Origin of the sequence: Rhizobium sp. RHZ02, assembly GCF_014851575.1 — a bacterium.
Classification (GTDB): Bacteria; Pseudomonadota; Alphaproteobacteria; order Rhizobiales; family Rhizobiaceae; genus Rhizobium; species Rhizobium altiplani.
Genome location: NZ_JACUZX010000001.1, coordinates 444,424 through 468,511, shown reverse-complemented (window position 1 = coordinate 468,511; position 24,088 = coordinate 444,424). Strand labels below are relative to the sequence as shown.

General features: G+C 57.5%; 22 protein-coding genes, 1 tRNA gene and 1 pseudogene. 17 read left to right on the top strand and 7 right to left on the bottom strand.

All coding sequences use genetic code 11. The annotated features are described in order from the left end of the window. Window positions 1–312 precede the first annotated feature (312 nt). The gene (locus IB244_RS02235) at window positions 313–573 is read right to left on the bottom strand and encodes a helix-turn-helix domain-containing protein (RefSeq protein ID WP_113113703.1); all 261 of its coding nucleotides are present in this window, start codon (window positions 571–573) and stop codon (window positions 313–315) included. A gap of 100 nt (window positions 574–673) precedes the next feature. On the opposite strand from IB244_RS02235, the gene IB244_RS02230 reads away from it, so the two are divergent. Both IB244_RS02230 and IB244_RS02225 read left to right on the top strand, forming a co-directional pair. Beyond that, window positions 674–1,570 (top strand): LysR family transcriptional regulator, encoded by an 897-nt coding sequence (locus IB244_RS02230; RefSeq protein ID WP_192303028.1) that lies wholly within the window; start codon window positions 674–676, stop codon window positions 1,568–1,570. 71 nt (window positions 1,571–1,641) lie between these two features. Next, window positions 1,642–2,784, top strand: a complete 1,143-nt coding sequence (locus IB244_RS02225) for a TDT family transporter (RefSeq protein WP_246734276.1) — start codon at window positions 1,642–1,644, stop codon at window positions 2,782–2,784. A 471-nt stretch (window positions 2,785–3,255) separates the two neighbouring features. On the opposite strand, the gene IB244_RS02220 is transcribed toward IB244_RS02225, so the two are convergent. After that, on the bottom strand, window positions 3,256–3,384 hold the full coding sequence (locus IB244_RS02220; protein ID WP_409564041.1) for a hypothetical protein: 129 nt from the start codon (window positions 3,382–3,384) through the stop codon (window positions 3,256–3,258). Window positions 3,385–3,442: 58 nt separating this feature from the next. Here IB244_RS02220 and IB244_RS31960 point away from each other — a divergent pair. Beyond that, window positions 3,443–3,621 (top strand): annotated as a pseudogene (locus IB244_RS31960) (ATP-dependent DNA ligase); the annotation flags it as partial. 165 nt (window positions 3,622–3,786) lie between these two features. Here the strand turns inward: IB244_RS31960 and hisD are convergent. Further along, the gene (gene hisD, locus IB244_RS02215; protein WP_169682364.1) at window positions 3,787–5,091 is read right to left on the bottom strand and encodes a histidinol dehydrogenase; all 1,305 of its coding nucleotides are present in this window, start codon (window positions 5,089–5,091) and stop codon (window positions 3,787–3,789) included. 179 nt (window positions 5,092–5,270) lie between these two features. Here hisD and IB244_RS02210 point away from each other — a divergent pair, with 179 nt between their 5' ends. The 5 genes from IB244_RS02210 (at window position 5,271) to IB244_RS02190 (ending at window position 10,075) form a co-directional block, all read left to right on the top strand. After that, window positions 5,271–5,819 carry a cupin domain-containing protein gene (locus IB244_RS02210; protein WP_018859639.1) on the top strand — a complete coding sequence of 183 codons (549 nt, stop codon included), beginning with the start codon at window positions 5,271–5,273 and terminating at the stop codon, window positions 5,817–5,819. Window positions 5,820–5,936: 117 nt separating this feature from the next. Further along, the gene (locus IB244_RS02205; protein WP_192303026.1) at window positions 5,937–6,977 is read left to right on the top strand and encodes an ABC transporter substrate-binding protein; all 1,041 of its coding nucleotides are present in this window, start codon (window positions 5,937–5,939) and stop codon (window positions 6,975–6,977) included. 79 nt (window positions 6,978–7,056) lie between these two features. Further along, window positions 7,057–8,121: an ABC transporter ATP-binding protein gene (locus IB244_RS02200; protein ID WP_169682365.1), complete on the top strand. Its 1,065-nt coding sequence runs from the start codon at window positions 7,057–7,059 to the stop codon at window positions 8,119–8,121. Continuing rightward, window positions 8,118–9,296 (top strand): ABC transporter permease, encoded by a 1,179-nt coding sequence (locus IB244_RS02195; RefSeq protein WP_192303024.1) that lies wholly within the window; start codon window positions 8,118–8,120, stop codon window positions 9,294–9,296. Before IB244_RS02200 ends, IB244_RS02195 begins: the two co-directional genes overlap by 4 nt. Continuing rightward, on the top strand, window positions 9,293–10,075 hold the full coding sequence (locus IB244_RS02190; protein ID WP_169682366.1) for an ABC transporter permease: 783 nt from the start codon (window positions 9,293–9,295) through the stop codon (window positions 10,073–10,075). Before IB244_RS02195 ends, IB244_RS02190 begins: the two co-directional genes overlap by 4 nt. Window positions 10,076–10,643: 568 nt before the next feature. Here IB244_RS02190 and IB244_RS02185 read toward each other — a convergent pair. Continuing rightward, a tRNA-Ile gene (locus IB244_RS02185) sits at window positions 10,644–10,716 on the bottom strand. Window positions 10,717–11,561: 845 nt separating this feature from the next. On the opposite strand from IB244_RS02185, the gene IB244_RS02180 reads away from it, so the two are divergent. The 4 genes from IB244_RS02180 to IB244_RS02165 all read left to right on the top strand — a co-directional run bounded on the left by IB244_RS02180 (window position 11,562) and on the right by IB244_RS02165 (window position 15,426). Beyond that, window positions 11,562–12,329, top strand: a complete 768-nt coding sequence (locus tag IB244_RS02180) for a tyrosine-type recombinase/integrase (RefSeq protein ID WP_192303022.1) — start codon at window positions 11,562–11,564, stop codon at window positions 12,327–12,329. 550 nt (window positions 12,330–12,879) lie between these two features. Beyond that, on the top strand, window positions 12,880–13,110 hold the full coding sequence (locus IB244_RS02175; protein WP_018859659.1) for a helix-turn-helix transcriptional regulator: 231 nt from the start codon (window positions 12,880–12,882) through the stop codon (window positions 13,108–13,110). Continuing rightward, window positions 13,107–14,369 carry a type II toxin-antitoxin system HipA family toxin gene (locus tag IB244_RS02170; protein WP_169682370.1) on the top strand — a complete coding sequence of 421 codons (1,263 nt, stop codon included), beginning with the start codon at window positions 13,107–13,109 and terminating at the stop codon, window positions 14,367–14,369. Before IB244_RS02175 ends, IB244_RS02170 begins: the two co-directional genes overlap by 4 nt. Before the next feature lie 364 nt (window positions 14,370–14,733). Continuing rightward, window positions 14,734–15,426 (top strand): DUF599 domain-containing protein, encoded by a 693-nt coding sequence (locus IB244_RS02165; protein WP_169682372.1) that lies wholly within the window; start codon window positions 14,734–14,736, stop codon window positions 15,424–15,426. 375 nt (window positions 15,427–15,801) lie between these two features. On the opposite strand, the gene IB244_RS02160 is transcribed toward IB244_RS02165, so the two are convergent. Beyond that, window positions 15,802–16,365, bottom strand: coding sequence for a hypothetical protein (locus IB244_RS02160; RefSeq protein ID WP_409564040.1), 564 nt, complete (start codon window positions 16,363–16,365; stop codon window positions 15,802–15,804). Window positions 16,366–16,385: 20 nt separating this feature from the next. Next, window positions 16,386–16,592, bottom strand: a complete 207-nt coding sequence (locus IB244_RS02155; protein WP_169682374.1) for a hypothetical protein — start codon at window positions 16,590–16,592, stop codon at window positions 16,386–16,388. A gap of 215 nt (window positions 16,593–16,807) precedes the next feature. Here IB244_RS02155 and IB244_RS02150 point away from each other — a divergent pair, with 215 nt between their 5' ends. Further along, window positions 16,808–17,482 (top strand): hypothetical protein, encoded by a 675-nt coding sequence (locus IB244_RS02150; RefSeq protein WP_169682563.1) that lies wholly within the window; start codon window positions 16,808–16,810, stop codon window positions 17,480–17,482. Window positions 17,483–17,558: 76 nt separating this feature from the next. Here IB244_RS02150 and IB244_RS02145 read toward each other — a convergent pair whose 3' ends face one another. After that, the gene (locus tag IB244_RS02145; protein WP_169682376.1) at window positions 17,559–17,852 is read right to left on the bottom strand and encodes a hypothetical protein; all 294 of its coding nucleotides are present in this window, start codon (window positions 17,850–17,852) and stop codon (window positions 17,559–17,561) included. Between the two features lie 351 nt (window positions 17,853–18,203). Here IB244_RS02145 and IB244_RS02140 point away from each other — a divergent pair, with 351 nt between their 5' ends. The 4 genes from IB244_RS02140 to IB244_RS02125 all read left to right on the top strand — a co-directional run bounded on the left by IB244_RS02140 (window position 18,204) and on the right by IB244_RS02125 (window position 23,992). After that, the gene (locus IB244_RS02140; protein WP_210258306.1) at window positions 18,204–19,586 is read left to right on the top strand and encodes a phenylacetate--CoA ligase family protein; all 1,383 of its coding nucleotides are present in this window, start codon (window positions 18,204–18,206) and stop codon (window positions 19,584–19,586) included. Window positions 19,587–19,774: 188 nt separating this feature from the next. After that, on the top strand, window positions 19,775–22,324 hold the full coding sequence (locus IB244_RS02135; protein ID WP_169682378.1) for a GAF domain-containing protein: 2,550 nt from the start codon (window positions 19,775–19,777) through the stop codon (window positions 22,322–22,324). Window positions 22,325–22,346: 22 nt separating this feature from the next. Next, on the top strand, window positions 22,347–22,736 hold the full coding sequence (locus tag IB244_RS02130; RefSeq protein ID WP_169682380.1) for a response regulator: 390 nt from the start codon (window positions 22,347–22,349) through the stop codon (window positions 22,734–22,736). After that, window positions 22,733–23,992 (top strand): adenylate/guanylate cyclase domain-containing protein, encoded by a 1,260-nt coding sequence (locus IB244_RS02125; RefSeq protein ID WP_169682383.1) that lies wholly within the window; start codon window positions 22,733–22,735, stop codon window positions 23,990–23,992. The genes IB244_RS02130 and IB244_RS02125 overlap by 4 nt, the downstream gene beginning before the upstream one ends. The last annotated feature ends 96 nt before the right edge of the window (window positions 23,993–24,088 follow it).

The following is a 24,088-nucleotide window of genomic DNA, read 5'->3' as shown; positions in this document are numbered from 1 at the left end:
CCCTAAGGGGTAAAGGCAGCGACCGAAGCGAGGCAACGTCACAACGCCGGAACGGCTGGGCTGATCGGAGGGCGTGACCAATTCGGAGGCCGATTCCGGCCATTCCCTCGTATAATTCCGGTGACAGCAGGCAAAAGTAAGCCCTTTAGCCTGTCGGCCAGCGGATGCCGGCGATACGGGCCGCAGGGAACAAATCCCTGAAAAAAGTGGTGGGGCCGGAGGGACTCGAACCCCCAACCAAGCGGTTGTGAGCCGGTGGACGACTTGTTAGGTTCGGCTCAATTCCATCAGTCGCTTCAGGGGTTGAATCACTTATTTCGTTGGACGGCCGCGACGCAAATTTTGAGGCGGTCGCTCTCCTTCTGTCGGTTCGAGCAACAGCTCAAAAATCTTGCAGTGCAATACGGAGGCAATCTTTCCTAAAGAATCGACTCCGAGATTCACCTGTTTCCGCTCGAGTTGAGAGATTGAGACACGCTCCAATCCCGCTTCAAGCGCAAGGCGCTCCTGGGAGAGGCCTCGGCGAACTCGAAGTTTCTTCACATTCCAAGCGAGTAGATCACGTGGCGACATCCGCCCACCTGATCATTCTGTTGGGAATAAAATAACTGGCTATTCTATACAAATAACGATAGACTCTCCATGCTCACATGGCGAGCAGAGGAACGAATCGGTGGAACTACGCCAACTCACCTATTTCAAAGCAGTGGCCGAGGAACTGCACTTCGGCCGTGCGGCAGCCAGGATGCACATTGCCCAGCCGGCCCTCAGCAATCATGTGATGTCGCTGGAAAGGGAGCTTGGCTGTCCGCTGTTCATCCGCTCGACCAGAAGGGTGGAACTGACCAGGGCAGGGGAAACCTTCTATGATCGCTGTGTGCGGATCCTGAGCGACATCGACCTGACCACCGAACTGACGCGGGCAGCCGGCGGCAGTCGCATCCGCCAGATCAGGATCGGCAGCATCTATCCGGCCACCATGGGCATGCTGCCGACCTTCCTTGCCAAGATCGCCCGCAAGTATCCCGATGTCCGCATCCACATCGCCTCTGGCAATACCGGCGAGATCATCCGCGGCCTGGAGACCGGCCAGCTCAATTTAGGCTTCATCCGCCCGGTGGAAAACATCGGCTCCTTGCGCTTCGTCTCGCTTGCGCATGAGCGCTACTACCTGGCGGTTGGCCATGCCAATCCGCTGGCAGCCAGGGACGAGATCAGCATCAACGATCTGCGCACTCAGAAGATCATCGCCTTTAACCGGCAGAACCTGTCGTTTTCGGAACGCTACTTCAATGAGAAGTTTGCCGAATACGACCTCACCGCCAACATCGCCTTCAGCTGCGATGACACCTATGCGCTGGTGTCGCTTGTCTCTGCCGGGCTTGGCATCGGCTTTGCGCCGGAATGGACGCTGGATCTTCCCAATCGCGGCTTCGAGCTGAAGAAGGTAAGTGGGATCGACTTCCGGATCGGGCTTGGGATCGCCTGGAACAAAGAGGATCCAACCGCTGGCCGCGATGATATCGTCGACATTGCACGATCGCTGGCAAGGGCAGGGGGACGCTCGTGACCTGCGACTACAAGACACCGTTCGACTTTGGCGAAGAGGTGATCAGCCGCAGCAAAATCGTGCCATGACGGTTGGCTATTTCCGCTAACGTCATTTCAGTTGCAATGTACGCTCTTGGCCGCACAGCGGACGTCATCGCCATTGCAGAGTATAGGCTCGACCGTTACGATTGCTGCGCTCAGGCTAAGCCAACCAAGAGTGGCGGCAAAACAATGCCCGCAAATGGATTCAAGAACCTGTCAGAACGAATAAGAAGCTTTCCAACGCCGGTAGCAGGGCTGGCGCTTGGCATCGCGAGCCTTGGCTTGTCGTGGGAAAATCTGCTTCCTGGCGTTGGGCTTGCCGAAACCGGTGCCGTGATTGCTGCGTTTCTGCTCATCCTGCTGAGCGTGCGGTTCGTCCTTCACCCGAAAACGCTTTCCCGCGACCTCGCCAATCCCGTGGTGGGCGGTGTGGTCGCTACGTATGCAATGGCTTGGATGCTTGTCTCGATAAGTCTCTGGCAGTCCAATCATCTGGCCGGGGCGTTGCTATGGTTGTTCGGGCTATGCGTGCATGTTGTCTTCTTGGCATTGTTTGCCAGAAACAGAATGGCGGTTCGGTTCGAACTGCCGCATATGGTACCCAGCTGGTTTATTCCCCCGGTCGGCGTCATTGTTGCCGCCGTGTCCTATCGAGGTCCCCACGAAGGACCGTTGTTCTTGTTGGCGGTTACTGCGTTGTATTTCGGGATGGTTATCTACGCGCTGATGCTGCCGGTGATGTTTTACCGGTTCATCTTTGCGGAGAACGTTGCGGTTACAGCAATGCCGACGCTGGCGGTCCTCGCGGCCCCGGCCAGCCTGTCGCTGACAGGATATTTGTCGTTGGTCGACGACCCACAACCATTGCCAGTTATTCTGCTGATGGGAATCTCGGTGCTGATGACTGCCATTGTGTATGTCGCGTTCATACGATTGCTTGCGCTTCCGTTCTCGCCCGGGTTTTCGGCTTACACTTTCCCCTTGGTCATCGGGGCGACGGCGCTTTTCAAAACGGCCGATCAGCTAGAGGTCTGGCAAATCCGACAGAAACTAATCGACCAAACCCACGGGCTGGCGGTCTTCGAATTGCTGATTGCGACCGCAGTTGTCGTCTACGTGATTGCACGGTTCGGTCAGTTCGCGTGGACACACTGGTGGCAAGTGCCTCGACCCGACTTGCTGGAGGTATAGTCACGGAAAGATTGCCCAGGTAAGTCGGAAGCAACCGCCACGAGTTTCTGGGATAAGTGCGGCCGGAATTGGGGCGCAAAGAGGGTTTCGCCCGCGATCGGCTCATTAGCGGACAGGTGTTATGGCCAGGAGCAGTGCGAAGAGGGCCTAAGGATATGAATCCACCCCGGCAGGAAGGTTACGTGTACTTCCAATCGGAACCTAGTGCGCAATCGATTGCTGCGGGTCCTCTGCTTTCCGCCCACGAACCTCAGTACGAAGTCAGAAAAAGCACGCGAGCCGTCAGCGGGCGAGACGAGGGTCCAAAGGGCTGGTAGGCCACCTTTAATCCCGACAACCAATGCGTGGCAAGCGTCTGGTGGCGGCCGATCATCCACTTGCCTGTTCACACGATAGCCACAGCTTAATCACTTCAATCCCTGAACGTTTCGCGCCCGCTAGATCGCTGCGACCTGGACGATGTAGGGTGAGCTAGCCCTTTTTCATCTCGGCCATGTCGTCGGGAAGTACGCGCATGCCTGCTTCATGGGCAGCATCGACGAATGCGGCCCGGACCGTATCGGCATCGGTGTAAAACTCAAGGGCTTCGACCGATCGCATTAACGCACTGTGAAATTTATCGCCGTCGCCGGGAATATGCTGGATCGGATCAAATGGGAAGCCGCCTCCGGTCGCTTACAGCGGCACCCGTAAAAATCTGGTCTGGGTCAAACCGACACTTATCGCAGAGATCGATACCGAGCCTGGACGGATGACGGGAAGCTTCGTCACGCTTCCCATAAAGGGCTTCGGGACGTGCAAGACAATGTGGCCGCCTTCGACATTTCTCTCGGTTAAGTGCTTCTTGCTGTATGCCTCGGTATCGCATGCCATCGAAGACGGCGCTCGATTACTACAAGATTCAATGAGGCGCTCGCTCAGAAGAAAAGGTCGCCCGGTTTCGTTTGCCGGGCGGCCTCCCACTGCCGCAAAATTTGATTATCGCGATTAGCGCTAATCAGTTTACCTAGTTGCTGCGGCAAGCTGCTGGGGACTTAGGCGAAGCGCTGCTGCGCGGCGGTGGCCCTCAAGCTTTTCTGTGGCACTCTGCCGAACGGCCGCGGGGGCGACTGCTGCAACACCGCGCTCATCCAGCCACTGGTGCGTGGCGATCTTTACATAGGAGCCAACCCAGAGGCCACCGGTGTAACGGCCAGCAGCCATCGTAGGCAACGTGTGGTTTGTGCCACAGCACTTGTCGGAGTAGACGACGCTGGCCAATTCGCCAATGAAGAGGGAGCCGTAGTTGCGCAGCTTCTTAGCGGTCGCTTGTGGATCACGGGTATGGACCTGAAGGTGCTCCGTCGCGATGTAATCCGAGTAGGCGATCATGGTTTCTTCATCATCGACAACGGTGACCTCACCATAATCCTTCCAGGCAACGCTGGCGACAGGAGCTGTCGAGAGAGTTTCAAGCTGCTTCTCTACTTCCTTGATTGTTTCTTCTGCCAGCTTGCGGTCGGTTGTAACAAGGCCGACGCGGGTGCGTACGTCGTGCTCTGCCTGGGCCAGCATGTCAGTTGCGAGGGTTGCAGGATTGGCCGTCTCATCGGCAACGATGAAGATTTCACTCGGGCCAGCGAGCTGATCGATTCCGACCTGACCGAATACTTGGCGCTTCGCCTCATTGACGAAGGCGTTGCCCGGGCCAACGATCTTGTCGACTGCGGGGATCGTTTCCGTACCGTATGCCATAGCCGCAATCGCTTGGGCTCCTCCGACCCGGAAGATGCGGTCTGCGCCAGCGAGATGGCAGCCTGCGATCATTGCGGGATGAGCATTCGGCGGAAGGCATGCGATCACCTGGTCACAACCAGCGACCTTGGCCGGGACAATGGTCATGACCGGTGCCGAGAGGAGGGGGTAACGACCCCCCGGAACATAGCAGCCCACGATCTCGATGGGAATGACGCGGTGGCCAAGGTGTAGGCCCGGCAGGCTTTCGATTTCGAGTGGCAGGATGGTTCCGAGTTGAGCTTCCGCGAACCGGCGGACGTTTGCAATGGCGAACTCAGTGTCTTCGCGGGTTTGCGGGTCGAGATCGGCGATGGCCTTCAGCTTCTCTTCCTCGGTAACCTCGAAGTTCGCGACGTCGGCCTTGTCGAACGCCACCGAGTATTCACGCACCGCGGCGTCGCCCCGCTCACGTACGCTAGCGATGATCTCCTTAACCGTCTTTTCAATCGAAGCAGTGTCGGAAACTGCGTCGCGCTTCGGTTCCTTGATCCGTGTAAATTTGCCTTTCAGGGCGTCGAGCCGCGATGTCATGAGGTTCTCCTATGTGCGTGCTGGAACGAAGCATCCCGTACTGAAGCCACTCAGACAATTGCCCACTAGACAGGTGTTCAGTATTTTCACCGCGGCTCGCGGACTGCACGCATTGTGGATAGGCGTGCGTGCTCACCAATGCCATGCTAGCGAAGGCGCATATTCTAAAGGGAAATCGCATGCCAAAAATTGGGGTGAAGCTCAGAGAGCTACGTCGTCGTCGCGATTTGGGTGTTAGAGAACTTGCAGCACGTTCGGGGATCTCACACTCGACGATATCCCTCATTGAGCGGGATCGGATGAGCCCCTCGATCGACACGCTGAGTGCCGTCTTGGACGCGCTGGGTACCACGCTGCCGGGTTTCTTCTCAGATTTGCAGTCTAGCCTACCGTATACCCCATTCTACACGTCCCAAGATCTCGTAGAAATTGGCAAGGTCGATACGATCTCATATCGAGTGATTGGCCTCGATCATCCCAATAGGCAGCTTCTAATGCTCCACGAGCGTTACGCGGTCGGGGCAGATTCTGGCGAAGCGTTCACCCATGCGGCCCAGGAAGCAGGCATGCTCCTGTCGGGAGCAGTTGAGGTTACCGTGGGCGGACAGCAGAAAATTTTGCGCCCGGGCGATGGTTACTATTTTGACAGCCGTCTTCCACATCGATTCAGGAATGTCCACGATGGGGAGAGTGAAATTCTGAGCGCCATCACCCCGCCCACGTATTAACCCTCTAAGCAGCGATCACCAGCGGTGAGAATAGTCACCAAGCCCCCAACGCTCACTTCCAAAAGTGGCAAAACGTGGTTTCCTGTTCGAGGTTCAAACCAACAAAAGGGAACGCCGATGAAACTCCTGAAAGTCTCGCTCATTGCGTCAACAGTATTGGTGACTGGCGTCCTCGCCGCCCAAGCTCGTGATCTCACAGTTGTGTCCTGGGGTGGAAATTTCCAAGACGCACAGCGCAAAATTTTCTTCGAACCATATGCAAAGGAGTCCGGCAAACCGGTTCTCGATGAGAGCTGGGATGGCGGGTACGGTGTTCTCCAGGCCAAGGTTAAGGCTGGAACGCCGAACTGGGACGTTGTCGAAGTAGAGTCCGAGGAATTGGCTCTTGGTTGCGCGGACGGCATCTACGAAAAGATCGACTGGCAGAAGCTTGGAGGTAAGGAGTCCTTCCTGCCAGCAGCCGTCAGTGATTGCGGTGTTGGTAACATTGTTTGGTCAACTGGTCTTTCTTACGACGCTGACAAGCTTAAGGAAGCACCTCAGACGTGGGCGGACTTTTGGGATACCAAAAAATTCCCAGGCAAGCGTGGTTTTCGCAAGGGGCCGAAATATGCGCTCGAATTCGCACTGATGGCGGACGGCGTTCCGGCTAATGAGGTCTATAAGGTCCTCAGCGCCGAAGGCGGAGTCGACCGTGCGTTCAAGAAGCTCGACGAGCTGAAGAAAGACATCGTCTGGTGGGATGCAGGTGCGCAACCCCTCCAGCTCCTGTCTTCCGGCCAAGTCGTTATGACAGCAGCCTACAATGGTCGTATCACCGGCATCAACCGCTCCGAAGGCAAGCATTTCGGCTTCGTGTTCCCAGGCAGCGTTTACGCTATCGATAGCTGGGTCATTCTGAAGGATGCTCCCAACAAGGACGCGGGCATGGACTTCATTGCCTACGCAAGCAAAGCCGAAAACCAGGCCAAGTTGCCCGAATACATTGCTTACGGCCTGCCAAATCTTGGCGCCTCCAAGCTCGTGCCGGAGAAATACCAGAAAGAATCCCCGACCTCGGAAGAAAATCTTAAGGGCGCAATTCCCTTGGATGTCGACTTCTGGACGGATAACTCTGAGGAACTGACCCAGCGATTCAACGCTTGGCTCGGTCAGTAACTATTGGTGCGGGGCCTCCTCGGAGGCCCCTTGTCGAACGGCTGTTTCAGCAGTTCGCGTTAGAGAAGAGTCGGCTTACATGACAAACGCCTTCATTCAATTCGAAAAAGTCAACAAATCGTTCGGGATCATGACTGTCGTCGACAATCTCGACCTCGCGATTGCAAAGGGCGAGTTTGTCAGCATGCTGGGCCCCTCTGGCTCGGGCAAAACGACTTTGCTCATGATGCTTGCGGGCTTCGAGAAGCCGACCAGCGGCGCGATATCTGTTGGCGGGAAGCGTGTCGACGGCCTGCCGCCTTACAAGCGCAATATGGGCGTTGTTTTTCAAAACTACGCTCTGTTTCCCCACATGACCGTTGCAGAAAATGTCTCGTTTCCCTTGAAAATGAGGGGTGTCTCCAGATCTGAGATCGTGGAGAGGGTCGGGAAGGCGCTCGATATGGTGCAGTTGGGCGCGTTTCAGGATCGGAAACCGATCCAGCTGTCCGGGGGACAGCAACAGCGTGTGGCCCTGGCACGTTCGTTGGTATTCGAACCTGAAGTCGTCTTGATGGACGAGCCCCTCGGTGCTCTTGACAAAAAGCTTCGCGAGCAAATGCAGCTCGACATCCGTGACATCCACCGAAGGCTCGGTTTGACGATCGTCTTTGTCACTCACGATCAGACGGAGGCGTTGACCATGTCCGACCGGATTGCGATCTTCAATCACGGGAAAATCGAACAGATCGGAACGCCCGCACAAATTTACGATAACCCACAGACGCAGTTCGTTGCTGAATTCATCGGGGAAACGAACCTTCTAACGGGCAAGGTCAAGAGTGCCGGAAATGGTGTCTTAGGTGTCCATCTCGAAAGCGGCGCAAATATCGAGGTCCGAACCTCGACGATTGCCGACGTGGGCAAACCGGTCAAGGTTTCGGTTCGACCTGAGCGTGTCGAGATCAATTCCGATGTGCCAGCCAGCAATCGCCTGAGCGCCACGGTCGCCGATATTGTCTATCATGGCGACCATCTGCAGGTTCGCATTCGCAACCAAGGGAAAGACTTGATCGTCAAGGCGAACCGTAAATCCTCGCCATTGAGCGTTGGCGATGAAGTTGTCGCTTCCTTCTCTCCAGAACAATGCTGGATCGTGGCATGAAGGACACTTGGCTCTGGAAACAAGCCGCATCGTTATTGTTGGTAGCGCCGCTGGCACTCTTTCTCGTCTTCTTCTTCGTCGCGCCGCTCGCGACCATGATGAAGTCGGCAGTATCCGACCCCGTCGCATCTCGTGCTCTGCCAACGGTCGCCTCTGCATTAAAGGGGTGGGACAGGGCGAGCGCTCCTCCCGCTGATGCTCAAAAGGCTTTTGCAGCCGACATCCGGGGCATCAAGGACGACGAGCTTTTTGGTGATCTCGTTCGGCGATTGAACAGCGCCAAATCAGGCTTCCGCACCCTGATGAGTAAAACAAAATCCGCCGTTTCATCCGACCCCAACATTAGCGACCTTACGACGATCGACAATCGCTGGAGTGATCCTGCATTCTGGATTGCTATCCAAGACGCAGCGAGTTCTCCAATAACGGACCGCAACCTGCTCGCCGCCGTGGATTTGACCCGGGACGTAAATGGATCGATCACGAGTGCTCCAGCAGGAACGTCCGCCAACCGGGATACCTTGATCCGGACGCTCACTACCGCCGCTACTGTCACGATTTGCTGCATTCTGCTGGGCATGCCGTTCGCAATGGTCGCATCCTCAGTCACAGGGTGGACCAGGCAGTTGTTGCTGGGCGCGGTCCTGTTGCCACTATGGACATCGCTTCTAGTTCGAACAGCGTCTTGGTTCATCCTGCTTCAGGACAACGGACTAATCAACTCCACACTTCAAGCAGTTGGTTTGACTAGCGGGCCTATCCCTTTGATCTTCAACAGGGTAGGGGTCGTGATCGCCATGACCCACGTGCTATTGCCGTTCATGGTGCTGCCAATCTTCAGTGTGCTGATCAGTATTCCCAAGAATCTGATGCCTGCGGCCGCATCGCTCGGGGCAAATCCGGTCCGCTCCTTCTACCTTGTGCTTCTTCCCCTCTCGCTTCGCGGCGTTGTTTCGGGATCGCTGCTCGTCTTCATGAGTGCACTTGGTTACTACATTACGCCCGCGCTTATCGGCGGTGCCAAGGATCAAATGATAAGTTCGGTTATTGCCTACTATGCGACGGGTGCTGCGAACTGGGGCATGGCAGGCGCACTCGGCCTAGTACTCCTGATAGCGACGATCCTGCTCTATATCGTCTATCTGCGGCTTTCTTCTGAGGAGGCTCGGACATGAAGCCGTTGACCATCGCAAAGCTAGTCTTCGGAGCAGCCGTCGTTTTCTTTCTGATGGCTCCCTTGATCGCAATCTTGCCGTTGGCCTTTACCAACAGCGTGTTCCTCAACTACCCGATCCCAAGCTTCTCTCTCCGGTGGTTTCACGAACTTCTCACGGCAGACGCCTGGCGCCGTTCGATCTTCAATAGCCTGGTAATCGGTGCTGGAACGACGGTCCTTGCTACTATTCTCGGGACAATTGGCTCTCTGGGTCTTCGCGGAAAGAAGATTTCGTTACTATTTGGGTTCATCCGTACTGTCTTCTTGCTGCCCATGGTCGTCCCAGCGGTTGTGCTGGGGGTAGGGATGCAGCTTATGTTCGCCCAGTACGGTCTCGCCAATACGTATCTCGGCGTCATCATTGCTCATTCGGTTCTCGCTATACCGTTTGTCGTGGTCAACGTGACGGCATCTCTGCAGGGGATCGATCATCGCTTGGAGCACGCTGCGGCGAGCATGGGAGCAGCGCCCCACGTGGTATTGCGAACCGTGACTCTTCCCCTGGCAATGCCGGGGATCGTTTCCGGTGCCGTTTTTGCGTTTGCAACGTCATTGGACGAGGTCGTCCTGACATTGTTCGTGGCCGGACCTAACCAACGCACCCTTGCCCGTCAGATGTTCTCTACAATCAGGGAGAATATCAGTCCGGCCATCGCTGCCGCAGCATTCGTCTTCATCGCAGGCACCGTCATCATCGCCTTGCTGGTGAACATTGGGAGGAGGGCACAGAACGCCTGAGCAGGTGCAAGCTTCTGCCTAGTCATCATTGACCAAGACACTGAGACCCACGGAGATGTCTTTCTGATCCCGCGCACCCCGGCGGAGCGGGAGAAGGCCAGAGCGACGGCTGAGACAGCAAAGAGATGGCTCATCTCGGTTCCTAAAGTTGGGAGCGACGCGCCGTCAGATCAGCAATCAGGGCATCCAGCGCAGCGCTGGTCTCCACTTGCTTCTCGAACAGGCCTTCCATCGCCTCGGGTGATCGTGAACGGCACCGGGGCCATAGCGAAGCCAGAACCTGTTGGGTTTTAGCGCGGTGGTTGCTAGTATTGCCTGAGAGACCGTCACCTGGTGGAGACCAAGCATGGCCAAAATGCCCGACCAAAAAAGTGGTGATAGTCCGGTCGGAATGCACACCGCGTCTGGCATCTCTGCTTCCTCAGCGAAGGGTGCGACCTCTCCAAACGCCCTTCATGCGATTGTCAGGTCTCTAGGACGCAATCTCACATTTGCAGTCATATTTGCCGCCTTGACCGCCGTGGTCTTAACGGTGCTGATAGCTATACTGGACTGAAATTTGTCTCCGCGCGGCCCGGAGGGACTCGAACCCCCAACCAAGCGGTTATGAGCCGCCAGCACGCTCCGCGCCAGCGGCCGGCAGTCGCCGTCAGGAACGCCGCAACTTTTTGGAACGCCTGTCGTCTGCAAGTTCTCTGCGATCATCTCCCGTCAGTCTCGTTCAGCCAGATTCCTCGTCATGCTGTCATATCTACTGACCCAGTTGGACCCACACCGCGCCGTTCCTACTGCGCCCGGAGAGACGCCAGTTGGGAAAGCTGGTCTGTCCTGCGGCCGGAAGTCGCGACCGGGTCAAGCCGTGCCCGCCCAACTTGCCGGGATAGCCCTCGGCGGATGACCACAACGGCTCAGCCGAAACCCGGCAAGTGCCCACGCCGAAATCGGAAGACGAGCGCCCCAGCGCACCGACCCTGAAAAGCGCACGCCGGATCCCCTGCAAGGAACCGTTCAATCGCGTGCAGGAGCAGTATTTAACTGTCGGGCGCACCATAACTATGTGATATTATTGACTTAATTAGAAGTAGGGGTTTCATTAGCGTTGCGGGGCGCGACCGGCAGCCGCCGGCTGCCCCGCCTTAAAGCTAGGAAAGGATGGTCCGATGGCAGGCGATCGCAGGAATAGCAGAAGGAGGCCGCCCAGAAAGACGAGCGCCGCGGAATACCGCCGAGACCCTGACGTTCCGGACCTCGAGTTGCGCATAGGCTCGAAGGGCCATCGCTCTTGGACGATGCTGGGCCGGTTCGGCGGCGCAGGGAACACCACTCGTCGAGTTGTGGGAAATGCCCACAAGATGTCGGTGAAGGAGGCCCGTGAATTAGTTCTCCATGGAAGGAGATGAATAGGGCAGGCGTCGATCCGGCCGCGGAAAAGCTCCGTGTCCGACTCGAAGCGGAAAGGCTGGGCCGAGCGACCTTCCGACAAGCCATGAGCGACTACGTGGCGTGGCTGCCTGAGCGGAAGCGCAACCGCAACGCCAAAAAGGATCAAGGGACACTCACGCGCGAGTTCCTCGATCCGCAGCGAAATCCCTGGATCGACAAGCCGCTCCGGGAGGTCACCGGTGTCGAGGTGCAGCGGGTGATCGAAGCGATCCGCGACCGCCCCGCTGCGGCCAGCGCCTACGAGGCATTCGGCTTGCTGAAGAGGTTCTTCGAGTGGGTGATCGCGCCTAAGCGCCGGGCCGAGCTTGGCGTCATGGAGTCGCCGCTGACCAAGCTCACTAACGAGGAGATGAAGCTCCAGAAGAACAAGCGGCATAGAAAACACGACGCCGATGAGGTCCGAGCCTACTGGGCCCGCGCCGAGACAACCGCCTATCCCTGGGGCGAGTACTTCAAAGCGCTCATGCTGACCGGCCAGCGTAACCGGGACGTCCGCTTGGTGCAGTGGTGTGAATTCGATCTTGAGAAGCGCACGTGGACGATCCCCGCGGTGCGCTTCAAATCCGACCGCGACGAACTCGTGATGCTCTCCGTGCCGGTGATACAACTGCTCGACCGCATCAAGAGGCGCCAGTCAGAGAATCATGGGCCCTTCGTGTTCTCTACCACGGACGGGTGGAAACCGATCCAGGGAGCCAGCAAGGCGACGGAGGTATTCAGGAAAAGGATGGGCGAGATCTATGCCGAGAAGCACGGCAAGCCAATGAAACACTGGGTCCCGGCCTGCTGGCCATGCGCGTCGGGACCGTAGTGGGGATCTCGAGGCGGTCGCGAGCCGCGTGGCCGACTGGGGCGCGGGGCGATAGCCCGACACGCAGCAGGCCGGAGGTCACCGGGAACGAGCCGCACCATTTCTCGATGCCGAGAGCGTAGATGTTTGCGATCACCAGTTCATGTCGGCCTTTTGAAGGACATGTCCTCGGATCCTTTGGTGCGACTGTTGTCGTGCATCGACCGGAGGACTCAGCAGGTCGATTTGGCGACAAACTGTTGTCACGCCTAGCGGAGGGCGCCCGACGTGCGATAGGACGTTTTCGCCATCGAAGCTGGATCGGAATCCGATGTTGTGATTTAGTCTGCAAGACTTTCAGTAGGATAGGAACCGCTGCCATTCCCAATCAGCGGGGCCATAACTCCCAATCGGCCGAGGTTTCCCGGCACCGCATCGGCTCCATCTGAATTTCCCGATCGGGAAATTTTTCCAAACACAGATCATCGGGCGCTCATGATTTTCCCGATCGGGAAAATTGTACTCGACAGGGCGGCTGATGTGCTGTTATTTTCCCGATCGGGAAATAAAGATGGCAAAACAAGTCAGAAGTCCAGCCGATATCGGCGCCCTAGTACGCAGCGCACGCAAGGAGCAAAACTTGCGACAGGACGAGCTTGCCGGGGTCTCTGGAGTTGGCCTAAGGTTCATCGTGGACCTCGAAGCCGGCAAGCCGACAGCTCAGATAGGAAAGGTTTTGCAGGTTCTGCAAACGCTGGGTTGTTCGATTGATATTCTAGCCCCCGGTGAACGTAGAAAATGACGGTTAGGGTTCTCAATGTCTGGTGGGGTGGTCGCATTGTCGGGCAATTCACCCAAGATAAGTATGGCGATATCGGCTTCGCATACGCTGAAGCTTGGCTTGATGACGAAAAGACGCCTCCACTGTCGGCCTCACTTCCGAAGCGTCCACAATGTTTTTCTCGCCGTGAATGCCGGCCATTTTTCGGCGGCCTGCTGCCAGAAGAAAGCCAGCGTCTTGTTGCGGCGCAGGCGTTGGGTGTTTCACCTGCCAACGACTTCGCGCTTCTTGATCGCTTGGGCGGCGACGTCGCCGGCGCGCTTCAGCTTTTGCCTGAAGATCAGGAACCCATCGGGGCAGAACCGATTGCGGATCAGCAAACGGCACCTCTGGATGAGGCAGGAATCGTTCGGATATTGGACGTACTTCCGACACGGCCGCTATTGGCCGGCCAGGAAGGCTTGAGGCTATCGCTTGCGGGCGCCCAATCAAAAGTTCCAGTTGTTCTAGTCGATGGCCAAGTCGCCCTACCGCTTCCAGGCCAGGCGACTACGCACATCTTGAAACCACCAATCGCGCGCTTTCCGGGGACCAGCGAGAATGAAGCCTTCGTGATGAGGCTTGCTGCCGCAATCGGGCTCGACGTTGCTCCCGTCGAACCGAGGTCCGCGAATGGTCGCCCTTTCCTTTTGGTCGAGCGATACGATCGCTACTGCGATGCCGACGGTGTGGTTCGCCGTATCCATCAGGAAGACTTTTGCCAAGCACTCGGTGTGCCACCTGAAACTAAGTATGCAAGCGAGGGCGGGCCGACCTTTAGGGATTGTTTTGAGTTATTGCGGCGGGTATCTGAGCGGCCGGGTCCGGACATCGCAAAGCTTTTGGATGCTGCGATTTTCAATCTCATTGTCGGAAATGCGGATGCCCACGGCAAGAATTTCTCGATCCTTTATGATGATCGTGGACCGCGAATGGCTCCGCTGTACGATCTGCTATCCACGGTGGCCTATCCAGACCTTTCTCCGAAGATGGCTATGCGAATCGGCAAACGCGCAACGCTTTCGGAAATGGACGCCGCTGGTTGGCAGGCTTTCTCGAAGGAGACAGGTGTCGGCTTACTCTTAGTACGCCGTCGGGTGAAAGAACTATCAGATGCCACAGGGGACGCGATTCCCCGATTGTCAGAAAAGATGTCTCCACTTGCCACAAATGCTGCGACGTTAGATCACGTAGCCGATTCGATCGCAGACCGTGCCAAACTCGTGGCCCTGAGCATCTAACTCAACAGCGCCAACCATCTCCGCAGGCATAACCCAAATATTGAGTTGTGACCCCGGTCGCAGCGCGTGCGGCCGGCTTGCGGTGAAACCTCCTAAAACCAGGCGTAGCTGCAGAGCAGCGTCGCGCGAGGGCTTTGTCAAGGTGAAAAGGGTGACGACGTCCCGAAGCTGGCCATGCTCAGAGAGGCAGCTCGCGAGCACACGGACGCGTTCCTTGTTGCCACCGACATGATTGATGCCGATCAGCGGGAGGCTACGCCGGGGATGCGCGAGCAGCCCTAGCGGACAGCGGTTCAAACGTCGGCCCCTCTTGGAGGACGTCAACGCCCGCGATAGTGTGCGAAAAAGTCTGGCTGGGGGCCGAATGGACACGCTCAACATCGCGTCGCTTGTATTCTTCATCGTGGTGTGGATTGCGATTGAGCCGCTATTGGCGCTCGGGTGGCCACGGCCCAACGATAGCTTGTCCGTGGATATGGTGCGGGTCCGAGCCGCGTGGATGCGCGAGACGCTGACCCGCGACAACAATTTCATCGGCGACGCCGCGATCCTGGGCCACACGATCAATTCCGCGTCCTTCTTCGGCTCAGCAAACCTGATCGTGATCGTGGGCCTCAGCGGCTCTTTGTTCATGGAGCCCAACTACGGAAACGGTGACGGCCTGATCGCTATGTTCGCGGCCAAGGACCCCGCATGGCTCTTCCAAACCAAGGTTTTGCTGATTATCGCCACACTCCTCAGAGGACTATCGGATTTCATCTGGGCGGTGAGGCAGCTGAACTACTGTCTGGCCGCAATCGGCGCCAGCCCGTCGCGACAAGAAGAGCGCGACATCGCGGCCTGGACCGAGGCGCTCACGCTGGTCCTGAACCCGGCGCTCCGATCATTTAGCGTCGGCGTGAGGTCGTACTACTTCACTGTAGCGGCGGCCTTCTGGTTCCTGGGTCCGCTCCCGTTTCTGATGGCGACGGTACTCGGCGTGGGCCTGCTGATTTGGCGCCAATCTTGGTCGGATACGGCGAAAGGGATCATGGCGATCCGCAAGCTGCTGGATTGACTTTGTGGCGGGTCACGGCCGACGGAGGGCAATAGTGGGAGAGCGCGAACGGAGCTTCTCTTCACCCCGCGCAGCCTGTCAAGCTTTGGGTGGAGACGATGCCGATGGGTCCGACTTCAAGGGCGACCTGGAAGCGGCGGAAAGCCTTTTCCGTTTTGGTGACCAAAACGATACCAGCCCGGGGGTTAGAGCCGCTCCGATCGGCGCCACGTCGCGAACATTACTGCTGGAGCCTTCATTCTGGACATTCATCGCCGTTTCCTCCTGCCTCACAACGTGCAGGAGGCGGGGCGGTTCACACACTGCCTATTTCCGAAGCGCTTTTCCATCGATTGAAAGATGGGCGCTTAGATCGAGCCAGGTCACCTTACGCTTTCAGGTTCCTGAGTGCTGGCGGAAGCAGTCCGGTCGAGAAATCCTGATAAGAGACAGGCCGAAAAAACGGTAGATCGCGAGAGTGCCCACGGAAGTGGATCTGCCGTCTGCTGTCGCCGGGTCGGGGCCGCCATGGACCATCGCCGGAGAAACTTCGACGCCGGTCCCGAACCCGTTCACGAACAGGCGCCCCGCGAGCATTTCAAGCTTCGGAACAAGACGACGAGCATCGGCTTCATCATCGTGATTGACGAACAGCGCGACCGTCAACTGCCCCTCCAGTGCGTCGATGACCGTCTCGATATCCGTGAAGTCCCGGCAATGCACGACGATGCCCGCGGCGCTGAATACTTCGTTTTGAAGTTCCTCATGTGCGAGGAAGCCCGACGCCGTTGTCTCGAAGAGCGCTGCCGCAATTGCGGATCGAGGGTACCGCTTTGGGAATGCGACTGTTTCGGATGTTGGTGCGGCTGTTTGCTGGAAGGGGCCGCGCGCCGTCGCACTGTACGACGACGGAATTGCTCCAACCGCTATTCCTGGCTCGATGCGCATGTTCAGATACAACCGGCAATCTCATTGCTGGTCTATGCCTGCGCGTTGTTTGTGACCTCCGTGTGTGATGTGGAGTGAGCATAGGAAATCCCGAGAGCGCTTCTGAGTTCTGACACTCCATAGGCCAGGACCAGAAGCAGCACGAGGATCGCAATCAAAAGCCAGACCCAACCGCGGTTACGATATCGGCGAGGAGTGGTGCGCAGGTCCAGATCGTTGTTCTCGCTATCCTTCGGCATACGGCTTCCCTGTAATATTTCTGGATCAACAAGCGGCGGACAAACCTGTTCCGATGATCAGACTTCAGTCCGTGCCGCGACCAAGTCACGTTCGGCTCGTAGGGTTGGTGTGGGACCTAAGTCCGGGAGCGGGTCCAGACTTCAGCCCGATGTGTCGTTGGCCATTTTCTCTATTTTCAATAGCATCGACGCAAGAATGCAATTTGGAGAAAGCAATGCGTATTTTGACTTTAGCATCTGTTGCGGCGTTTTCCGTCGCTGTTGCTGCTAGCCCCATTGGGTTTGCCGGTTTCGATACGAGCGCCTTTGCGAAGAGTGGAGGGAATGGTGGTGGAAATGGCGGCGGGAACGGCGGCGGCAATGGGGGCGGTAACGGCGGCGGCCAGGGTAACAGCGGCAACCACGGCGGCGGCAACAGCAATAGCAAAGCCGGCGGCCATAGCCAGACCGGGAACACGAAGTCGCAGGGCGGCCTCAAAGGAAAGTCAGGTGATGCCGGTAGCAAGGCGCAATCAACAAAGGGCAGCAAGGAGACTGTTGCCACGCGCGAAAAAAATACCTCGGCACAGCTAGCTGGTCTGAACTCCCTCAATCGGAGTTACAAGGCCTACATGCACACATCCGATCCCCGTATGACCGCGATCGCAGCCTACGCTATGGCCTATGCCCAATACGAGATCGACAACGGCACCGAACCCTCTGTCGACGATCCAGTTCTCGGCGACCAGGCTCTGGAGGACGCACTGGCGTCAGCAACGAAGAGCGGCGAAGTAAGCCCCGGTGTTCTCGAGCGGGCCAAGACCATCCTTGGAGTTGGCGAGGAAGACGGAAAGATCGATCAAATCCGAGCGTCGCTGGAGCAGTCTGAAGAGACAACTCCTGACGAATAAACGCCCATGAGGAAGGCGGTCGATGCCATTCAGCCTCGACCGCCCTTGATGCGGGAAAGGTCAACCCCTCCGCCGTCTACATCATTTGCTCTGTCATCGAGAGCAAAGGGCGCCATGAGAATGCCAATGACATTCCGGCTGACCACAGGATCATCGGAAGCATCACAGCGTCTGCGAACACTTTGCCCACGTCATCGGTGTCGAAGTCCCGTGCAAGAAGGACCGCGCCCCATTCCGACGTAGATTGCTCCGGGGCCGCCTGTTCGGCGGCGATACTCCCAAGCAGCGCGCTGGTAACGGCTTGCTCCGGCGTAGCGTAGTCACCTGAAATAATTGGGGTAGGGCTTATGCTCTCTTGTTTTTTGGGCATGGAAACGTACTCTGTTGACCACCGATAAAGGCCCGTGGTCGCGCGAAGTTGCATGACGGTTTTGTCAAATCCGACGCCCATTAACGCAGATCAGCCAAGCAGCCAGCTCTCAAAAAGAAGGCTCATTTGAGATGGGCCATCCAAGAGGGGGAATTAACAGGGAGTTGAGGGACTAGCGGCCCTCAGGTCGCACTATAAGGGATTCCTTGCGAAGGCTTCGTGGAATAAGATGCATTTCAACACGGGACCGGATGCTTAGACTTGCCCGAGTTGGCGCTAGTGAAGAGACGAGGCGGCCGCCCGCTGTATGCATCAGCCTGACACGCACGTGTCCTCACAAGGATGTTGCGGATGCCTGCAACACAAGTCTCGCAGACATTGAATGGCGATCTTCTTCGGCGACATCTCGCTGAAATCCTCAGCCGTAACGAATGGTCTCGAGACAAGCTTCGCGCCTTTCAACGAGAAAGACTTCAGTCGATACTACGACACGCCGTCCAAGCCTCTCCTTACTACCGTGAAACGCTCGGCGATCTCGTTGCCCGCAGGACAGCCTTCGGGGAGTACCCCATTCTCACCAAGCGCGCGTTGATGCAAAACTTTGACCGGATCGTAACCGATCCGCGATTGAGCAGGGGCGCTGTCGACGATCATCTCTCTGGCGAACACCCGGGCGCGGCGATGTTCGGAGAGTACCGTGTGGCTGCGACCGGAGGAACGAGCGGCGAGAGAGGATTCGCGGTGTTCGACCAAGAAGGATGGCTGTCGGCGATCGCAAACACGCTGCGCTTTCAAAAAATGGTTGGTATCGACGAGGATACGAACAGTATGGGAATATTCGCGTCCTCTCCCGTGCATATTTCACACCGAATAGGAGCGGAGATACGCGCCTTGCGCCCGTCAGCGCCGCGGCTCAATGTGTTAATGCCGCTGTCGGAAGTGGTTAGCGGCCTCAACACCTACCAGCCGCAAGTGATCTCGACGTATCCCTCGTATGTAAAGGTGTTGGCCAACGAGCAACTCGCGGGTCGTTTGCATATCAAACCGCGACTGATCCGGACGAGCGCCGAAACTCTGACAGAAGACGTGCGAAGACTTGCCGCCAAAGCATGGGGAGCCGTGATTGCAAACAGCTACACCTGCACCGAGGCGGGGGCCATGGGACATGAGTGTGAATTGGCCAATGGACTGCACTTGGCAGAGGACGCTTTTGTGTTTGAGGTGGTCGACGCGAATGGTCGCCCAGTTCCAAATGGAACCCGCGGCGCGAAATTGCTCGTCACAAGTTTGACCAACCGCGTTCTGCCTTTAGTGCGCTACGAAATTTCCGATGTCGTCACTCTTGCGACTGAACCGTGCCGGTGTGGGCTCCCGTTCTGGCGGATCGCTTCCATTGACGGTAGAGCGGAAGAGATGCTTCGTTTTGGGAGCGTAGACGGCGGTATGGTCGAGGTCCACGCTCATCGGCTCCGCTCACCTCTGACAGCGACCCCAGGTGTACGACAATATCAATTCGCCCAGCTGCCAGACGGACTGGAGATCACGATATCGCTTTTCCCAGAGACCGATCCTGACGTCGTTGGGGAGAGTATCCGCCGCTCCGTTGACGCAGAACTGGCAAAGGTGGGCGCGCGCGCTGGCAAGCTCCTTATCAGGACAGTGGATGTGATCATGCGCTCAGGCGCGGGCGCAAAGGAGAAGCTGGTCGTCACGCCTACCATATCAGATACGTGATCCCAGGCTGCCTCGATCCAAGGTGGCACCATGACTGCTGAGGCTAGGCATACGTGACGCCAGGGGTCATGGACCGCAAAGCGCCGAAGGCAGACGTCACGAAGTCGGCAGTAGAGTTCGCGCAGGAACCTCGTCACAATTAATTAGATGGAGTATTCTCGCCTTCTTGCAGGCACCGTGGGGATTGGATGTCGGGCGAAAGCCGTAGTGGAAAACGGTGCACGCTCGGCAGGATCATGGGGGACAGTACATTGGAGGGGTGCAACACAGAGGAAACAAGCGTCATCGCTAGGCAGCGGGTCGAAGTGTTGAAGCGCGAGCTTGCCGAGGCGCTCGAACAACAGACGGCAACAAGCGAGATACTGCGCGCCATCTCGACTTCGCCCACCGCTGTAAAGGCGGTGTTCGACACGATCGCGCAGCGTGCCGCCCGACTTTGCGGTGCTCAATATTGCCACGTGTTTCGCTATGATGGCGAATTGTTGCATTTCGTGGCGCATAACGGGCTGGAACCCGAAGCAGCTGTGCCTCCAGCCCCGCCGCATCGAGGCAGTACCGCGGGGCGTTCGATCCTCAGCCGATCGGTGGAGCAGATAGAGGACTGGCGCGTCGATCCCGAATACACGGCCCATATCGTCATGGGCGCTCAATCCTCGAACTATAGAAGCCTGGTGGCTGTACCGATCATGCGCGAGGATGCCCCGATCGGAACCATTGTCGTCGCACGGCCCGATCCTGGATTTTTTCCTGATCGCCAGATCGCACTTCTCAAGACCTTCGCAAACCAGGCAGGGATAGCGATCGAGAATGCTCGGCTGTTTACGGATTTGGAAGAGCGGAACCTCGAGCTTAAAGAATCACTGCAACAGCAAACGGCAACGGCGGATGTTCTCAAGGTCATCAGTCGGTCCGCTTTTGACCTCCAGACCGTCCTTGACACCCTTGTCGAATCCGCCGAGCGGCTGTGCGAGGCTCACGACGCGGCGATATTCCTGAAACAGGGAGACATGCTCCACCTGCAAGCACACCATGGCCCAATTCCAATCGACTTCCCTGGTTGGCCAGTATCACGGGGCTGGGCGACCGGGCGAGCCGTGGTTGATCGAAAGCCCGTCCATGTGCCTGATTTGACGGCCGTGCCCGACGAATTCCCGGACGGTTACAGCATGGCAGTCCGCATGGGCCATCGGACAATTCTGGCAGTTCCTTTGCTGCGGCAGGGCGAAGCAATTGGCGGCATCGCCATTCGTCGGACGGAAGTCAGGCCGTTTACCAAAAGGCAGATCGAGGTTGTCCAGACCTTTGCCGACCAGGCGGTCATTGCGATCGAGAACGTGCGGTTGTTCGAGGAAGTGAAGGCTCGAACGGCAGACCTATCCGAGGCGCTGGCGCAGCAGACCGCGACAGCTGACGTTCTGAAGGTCATCAGCCGCTCCGCATTCGATCTGCAGGCAGTCCTCGATACTCTGGTAGCGTCCGCTGCACGTCTTTGCGAGGCAGATATTGCTACGTTGACTCGACCGATGGGAGATGCCCACTACCCTGTCGCGGGTTTTGGATTTTCGCAGGAATTCGACCACTATTTTCGAGCCCTCCCGCTGGAACCGGGGCGCGGGAGCATCGTTGGTCGAACTCTCTCCGAGGTCCGACCGGTCCAGGTTGCCGATGTCCTTGACGATCCAGAGTACGCAATGCCCGAGGCCCAGAGGCTTGGCGGGTTTCGCACCGTCCTTGGGGTGCCGCTCTTGCGGGAAGGAAGTCCGATCGGAGTGCTCGCATTGACCCGCTCAATCGTACGGCGCTTCACCGACAAGCAGATCGAGTTGGCATCGACCTTCGCCGACCAGGCCGTTATCGCCATCGAAAACGTGCGTCTCTTCAAGGAGGTGCAGGCGAGAACGGAGGAACTGTCGCGGTCGCTCGAGGAACTCAAAACCGCGCAGGACAGGTTGATCCAGACGGAGAAGCTCGCCTCGCTCGGACAACTCACCGCCGGCATCGCGCACGAGATTAAGAACCCGCTGAACTTCGTCAACAATTTCTCGGCGCTGTCGGTCGAATTGCTCGATGAGCTTCGGCAGGTGTTCGACAGCATGGTAGCCGACGACGCGACGCGCGCCGAGATCGACGAGCGCACAGCGATGCTCAAGGGCAATCTCGAAAGGATCATCGAGCACGGCAAGCGGGCCGATTCGATCGTCAAGAACATGCTCTTGCACTCACGTCAGGGTGCAGGCGAGCGCCGACCAGCCGATATCAACACCATTGTCGAGGAGAGTCTCGGTCTCGCCTATCATGGTGCTCGAGCCGAAAAGCAGGGTTTCAACATCACACTGGAGAAATCGCTCGATCCCACAGCCGGGGAGGTTGATCTTTATCCGCAGGAGATTACGCGCGTGCTTCTCAATCTGATCTCCAACGGCTTCTATGCGACCAGCAAACGCGCCGCCTCAGAGCGCGGGGACAGCTATGAGCCGACGCTTGCCGCGACGACCAAAAATCTCGGCGACAGCGTCGAGATTACAATCCGCGACAATGGCCTTGGCATTCCGGCGGAGCTGCACGAGCGGATATTCGATCCTTTTTTCACGACCAAGCCTGCTGGCGAGGGGACGGGCCTCGGCCTTTCGCTCAGCCACGATATCATCGTCAAGCAACATGCCGGTTCGATCGAAATGGAGACGGAGCCTGGTCGATATACCGAGTTTCGCATCCGGTTGCCGCGATCGCGGCAGTGATTGCAATACCGGAGGGCAAATCATGAGCCTCCTTATACTGGTGGTCGATGACGAACCTGACATCGAATTGCTTTTCAAGCAGCAATTCCGCCATGACCTGCGCGCAGGTCGCTTCTTGATGGAGTTTGCTCGTTCGGCGGCTTCAGCACTCGAACGGATCGCAAATGCGGCCGACGTGACGCTCATTCTCATATTGTCCGATGTCAACATGCCGGGGATGAGCGGGCTCGAATTGCTGCCCAAGGCGAGGAGCTTGCGGCCTGACGTGCCGGTAATCATGATCACCGCCTACGGCGATCCCGAGACCAAGCGAAGGGCCATCCAAGACGGCGCAGAAGCGCTGTTGACCAAACCGATCGACTTTGCCGTATTACGAGAAGAAATCGACATGCGAATTGGGCGGGCCGCATGAGTACAAGCATACTCGTTGTGGATGACGAGCCGGACCTGGAGATGCTTCTCGTCCAGAAATTCCGGAAGGAGATTCTCGCCGGCACGCTGCGTTTCTTGTTTGCCCGCGACGGCATCGATGCGTTGGCCATGCTTGCGGCCAACAACGATGTGGATATCGTTCTGAGCGACATCAACATGCCGCGCATGGATGGTCTTTCCCTGCTGGCGAAGCTTCAGCAGAGGGACGAGGATTTGTCCACGATAATCGTTTCCGCCTACAGCGATATGGCCAATATCCGGATCGCGATGAACCGCGGCGCATATGATTTCGTAACGAAGCCGATCGATTTTCCCGACTTAGAGGCGACGATCGTCAAGACGATCCACCACATCGAGGCGTTGCGTGAGGCGCAGCGCAAGCAATCAGCGGCTGAGGCGGCGCGTGCATCGCTTTCCCGTTATTTTTCGCCGAATCTCGCTGAAAGCCTGGCCCGCAGCGCCGATTCTCTTGATCTTGGTGGAAGGCGGAGGGATGTTGCGTCGCTCTTTACCGATCTGACGGGGTTCACCACGCTGGTGGAAACGATCGAGCCGAACGTACTCGGGCAACTCCTCAACGATTACATCGTTGGTATGACCGACATAGTGTTCGCCCATGACGGTACCGTCGCCAAGATTATTGGCGACGCAATCCATGTGCTGTTCGGCGCACCTGTCGAACAACCGAACCATGCCAGTCGCGCGATCTCCTGCTCATTCGCTCTTGACGCCTTCGCACGGTCTTTCCGTGAACACTGGTGCAGCAAGGGAATAACCCTTGGTCATACTCGGATCGGTGCCCATTCCGGCACGGCAGTGGTCGGCAACTTCGGTGGAGGAAAGTTCTTCGAATACAGCGCCTATGGTGACACCATCAACGTTGCCGCACGCTTGGAATCGGCGAACAAGGCGCTTGGCACGCGTATCTGCGTGAGTGCTAGCCTCGCGGCAAGCATGCAGGGATTCTGCGGCCGCCCTGTTGGCGACCTCCTGCTCAGAGGCAGGGTGGAGGCGATCCGCGCGTTCGAGCCGCTTGAGGCCGAAAGTTATGCCGCCGACGCAACGCAGGCGTACATGGTTGCCTTCGAAGAATTGGAAACCGGCGATCCTCGTGCCGTAGCTTCATTCGCTGCCCTGGTTGCTCGCAACCCCGAGGACCCGCTTGCTGTCTTTCACCTGAAGCGGCTGATGAACGGCGAATTCAGCACGACCATCAACCTCAAAAATGTCCACTAATCGTCGAGCCCTTCACATGCCACCAATTTCCCCAACGGGCTCTAGCAATAGTGAATTTCCAATAGCAAGCAGGCCGCCGTCGAACTGAACGGTCCA

Bases quoted from the DNA above. Each gene is read 5' to 3' on its own strand.
- IB244_RS02165 (WP_169682372.1), top strand. From the start codon at position 14,734: ATGGACACGCTCAACATCGCGTCGCTTGTATTCTTCATCGTGGTGTGG.
- IB244_RS02140 (WP_210258306.1), top strand. From the start codon at position 18,204: ATGCCTGCAACACAAGTCTCGCAGACATTGAATGGCGATCTTCTTCGG.
- IB244_RS02195 (WP_192303024.1), top strand. From the start codon at position 8,118: ATGAAGGACACTTGGCTCTGGAAACAAGCCGCATCGTTATTGTTGGTA.
- IB244_RS02210 (WP_018859639.1), top strand. From the start codon at position 5,271: ATGCCAAAAATTGGGGTGAAGCTCAGAGAGCTACGTCGTCGTCGCGAT.
- IB244_RS02200 (WP_169682365.1), top strand. From the start codon at position 7,057: ATGACAAACGCCTTCATTCAATTCGAAAAAGTCAACAAATCGTTCGGG.
- hisD (WP_169682364.1), bottom strand. From the start codon at position 5,091: ATGACATCGCGGCTCGACGCCCTGAAAGGCAAATTTACACGGATCAAG.
- IB244_RS02190 (WP_169682366.1), top strand. From the start codon at position 9,293: ATGAAGCCGTTGACCATCGCAAAGCTAGTCTTCGGAGCAGCCGTCGTT.
- IB244_RS02170 (WP_169682370.1), top strand. From the start codon at position 13,107: ATGACGGTTAGGGTTCTCAATGTCTGGTGGGGTGGTCGCATTGTCGGG.
- IB244_RS02145 (WP_169682376.1), bottom strand. From the start codon at position 17,852: ATGCCCAAAAAACAAGAGAGCATAAGCCCTACCCCAATTATTTCAGGT.
- IB244_RS02125 (WP_169682383.1), top strand. From the start codon at position 22,733: ATGAGTACAAGCATACTCGTTGTGGATGACGAGCCGGACCTGGAGATG.
- IB244_RS02135 (WP_169682378.1), top strand. From the start codon at position 19,775: ATGTCGGGCGAAAGCCGTAGTGGAAAACGGTGCACGCTCGGCAGGATC.
- IB244_RS02150 (WP_169682563.1), top strand. From the start codon at position 16,808: ATGCGTATTTTGACTTTAGCATCTGTTGCGGCGTTTTCCGTCGCTGTT.
- IB244_RS02220 (WP_409564041.1), bottom strand. From the start codon at position 3,384: ATGCGATCGGTCGAAGCCCTTGAGTTTTACACCGATGCCGATACGGTC.
- IB244_RS02175 (WP_018859659.1), top strand. From the start codon at position 12,880: ATGGCAAAACAAGTCAGAAGTCCAGCCGATATCGGCGCCCTAGTACGC.
- IB244_RS02180 (WP_192303022.1), top strand. From the start codon at position 11,562: ATGAGCGACTACGTGGCGTGGCTGCCTGAGCGGAAGCGCAACCGCAAC.
- IB244_RS02235 (WP_113113703.1), bottom strand. From the start codon at position 573: ATGTCGCCACGTGATCTACTCGCTTGGAATGTGAAGAAACTTCGAGTT.
- IB244_RS02155 (WP_169682374.1), bottom strand. From the start codon at position 16,592: ATGCCGAAGGATAGCGAGAACAACGATCTGGACCTGCGCACCACTCCT.
- IB244_RS02130 (WP_169682380.1), top strand. From the start codon at position 22,347: ATGAGCCTCCTTATACTGGTGGTCGATGACGAACCTGACATCGAATTG.
- IB244_RS02205 (WP_192303026.1), top strand. From the start codon at position 5,937: ATGAAACTCCTGAAAGTCTCGCTCATTGCGTCAACAGTATTGGTGACT.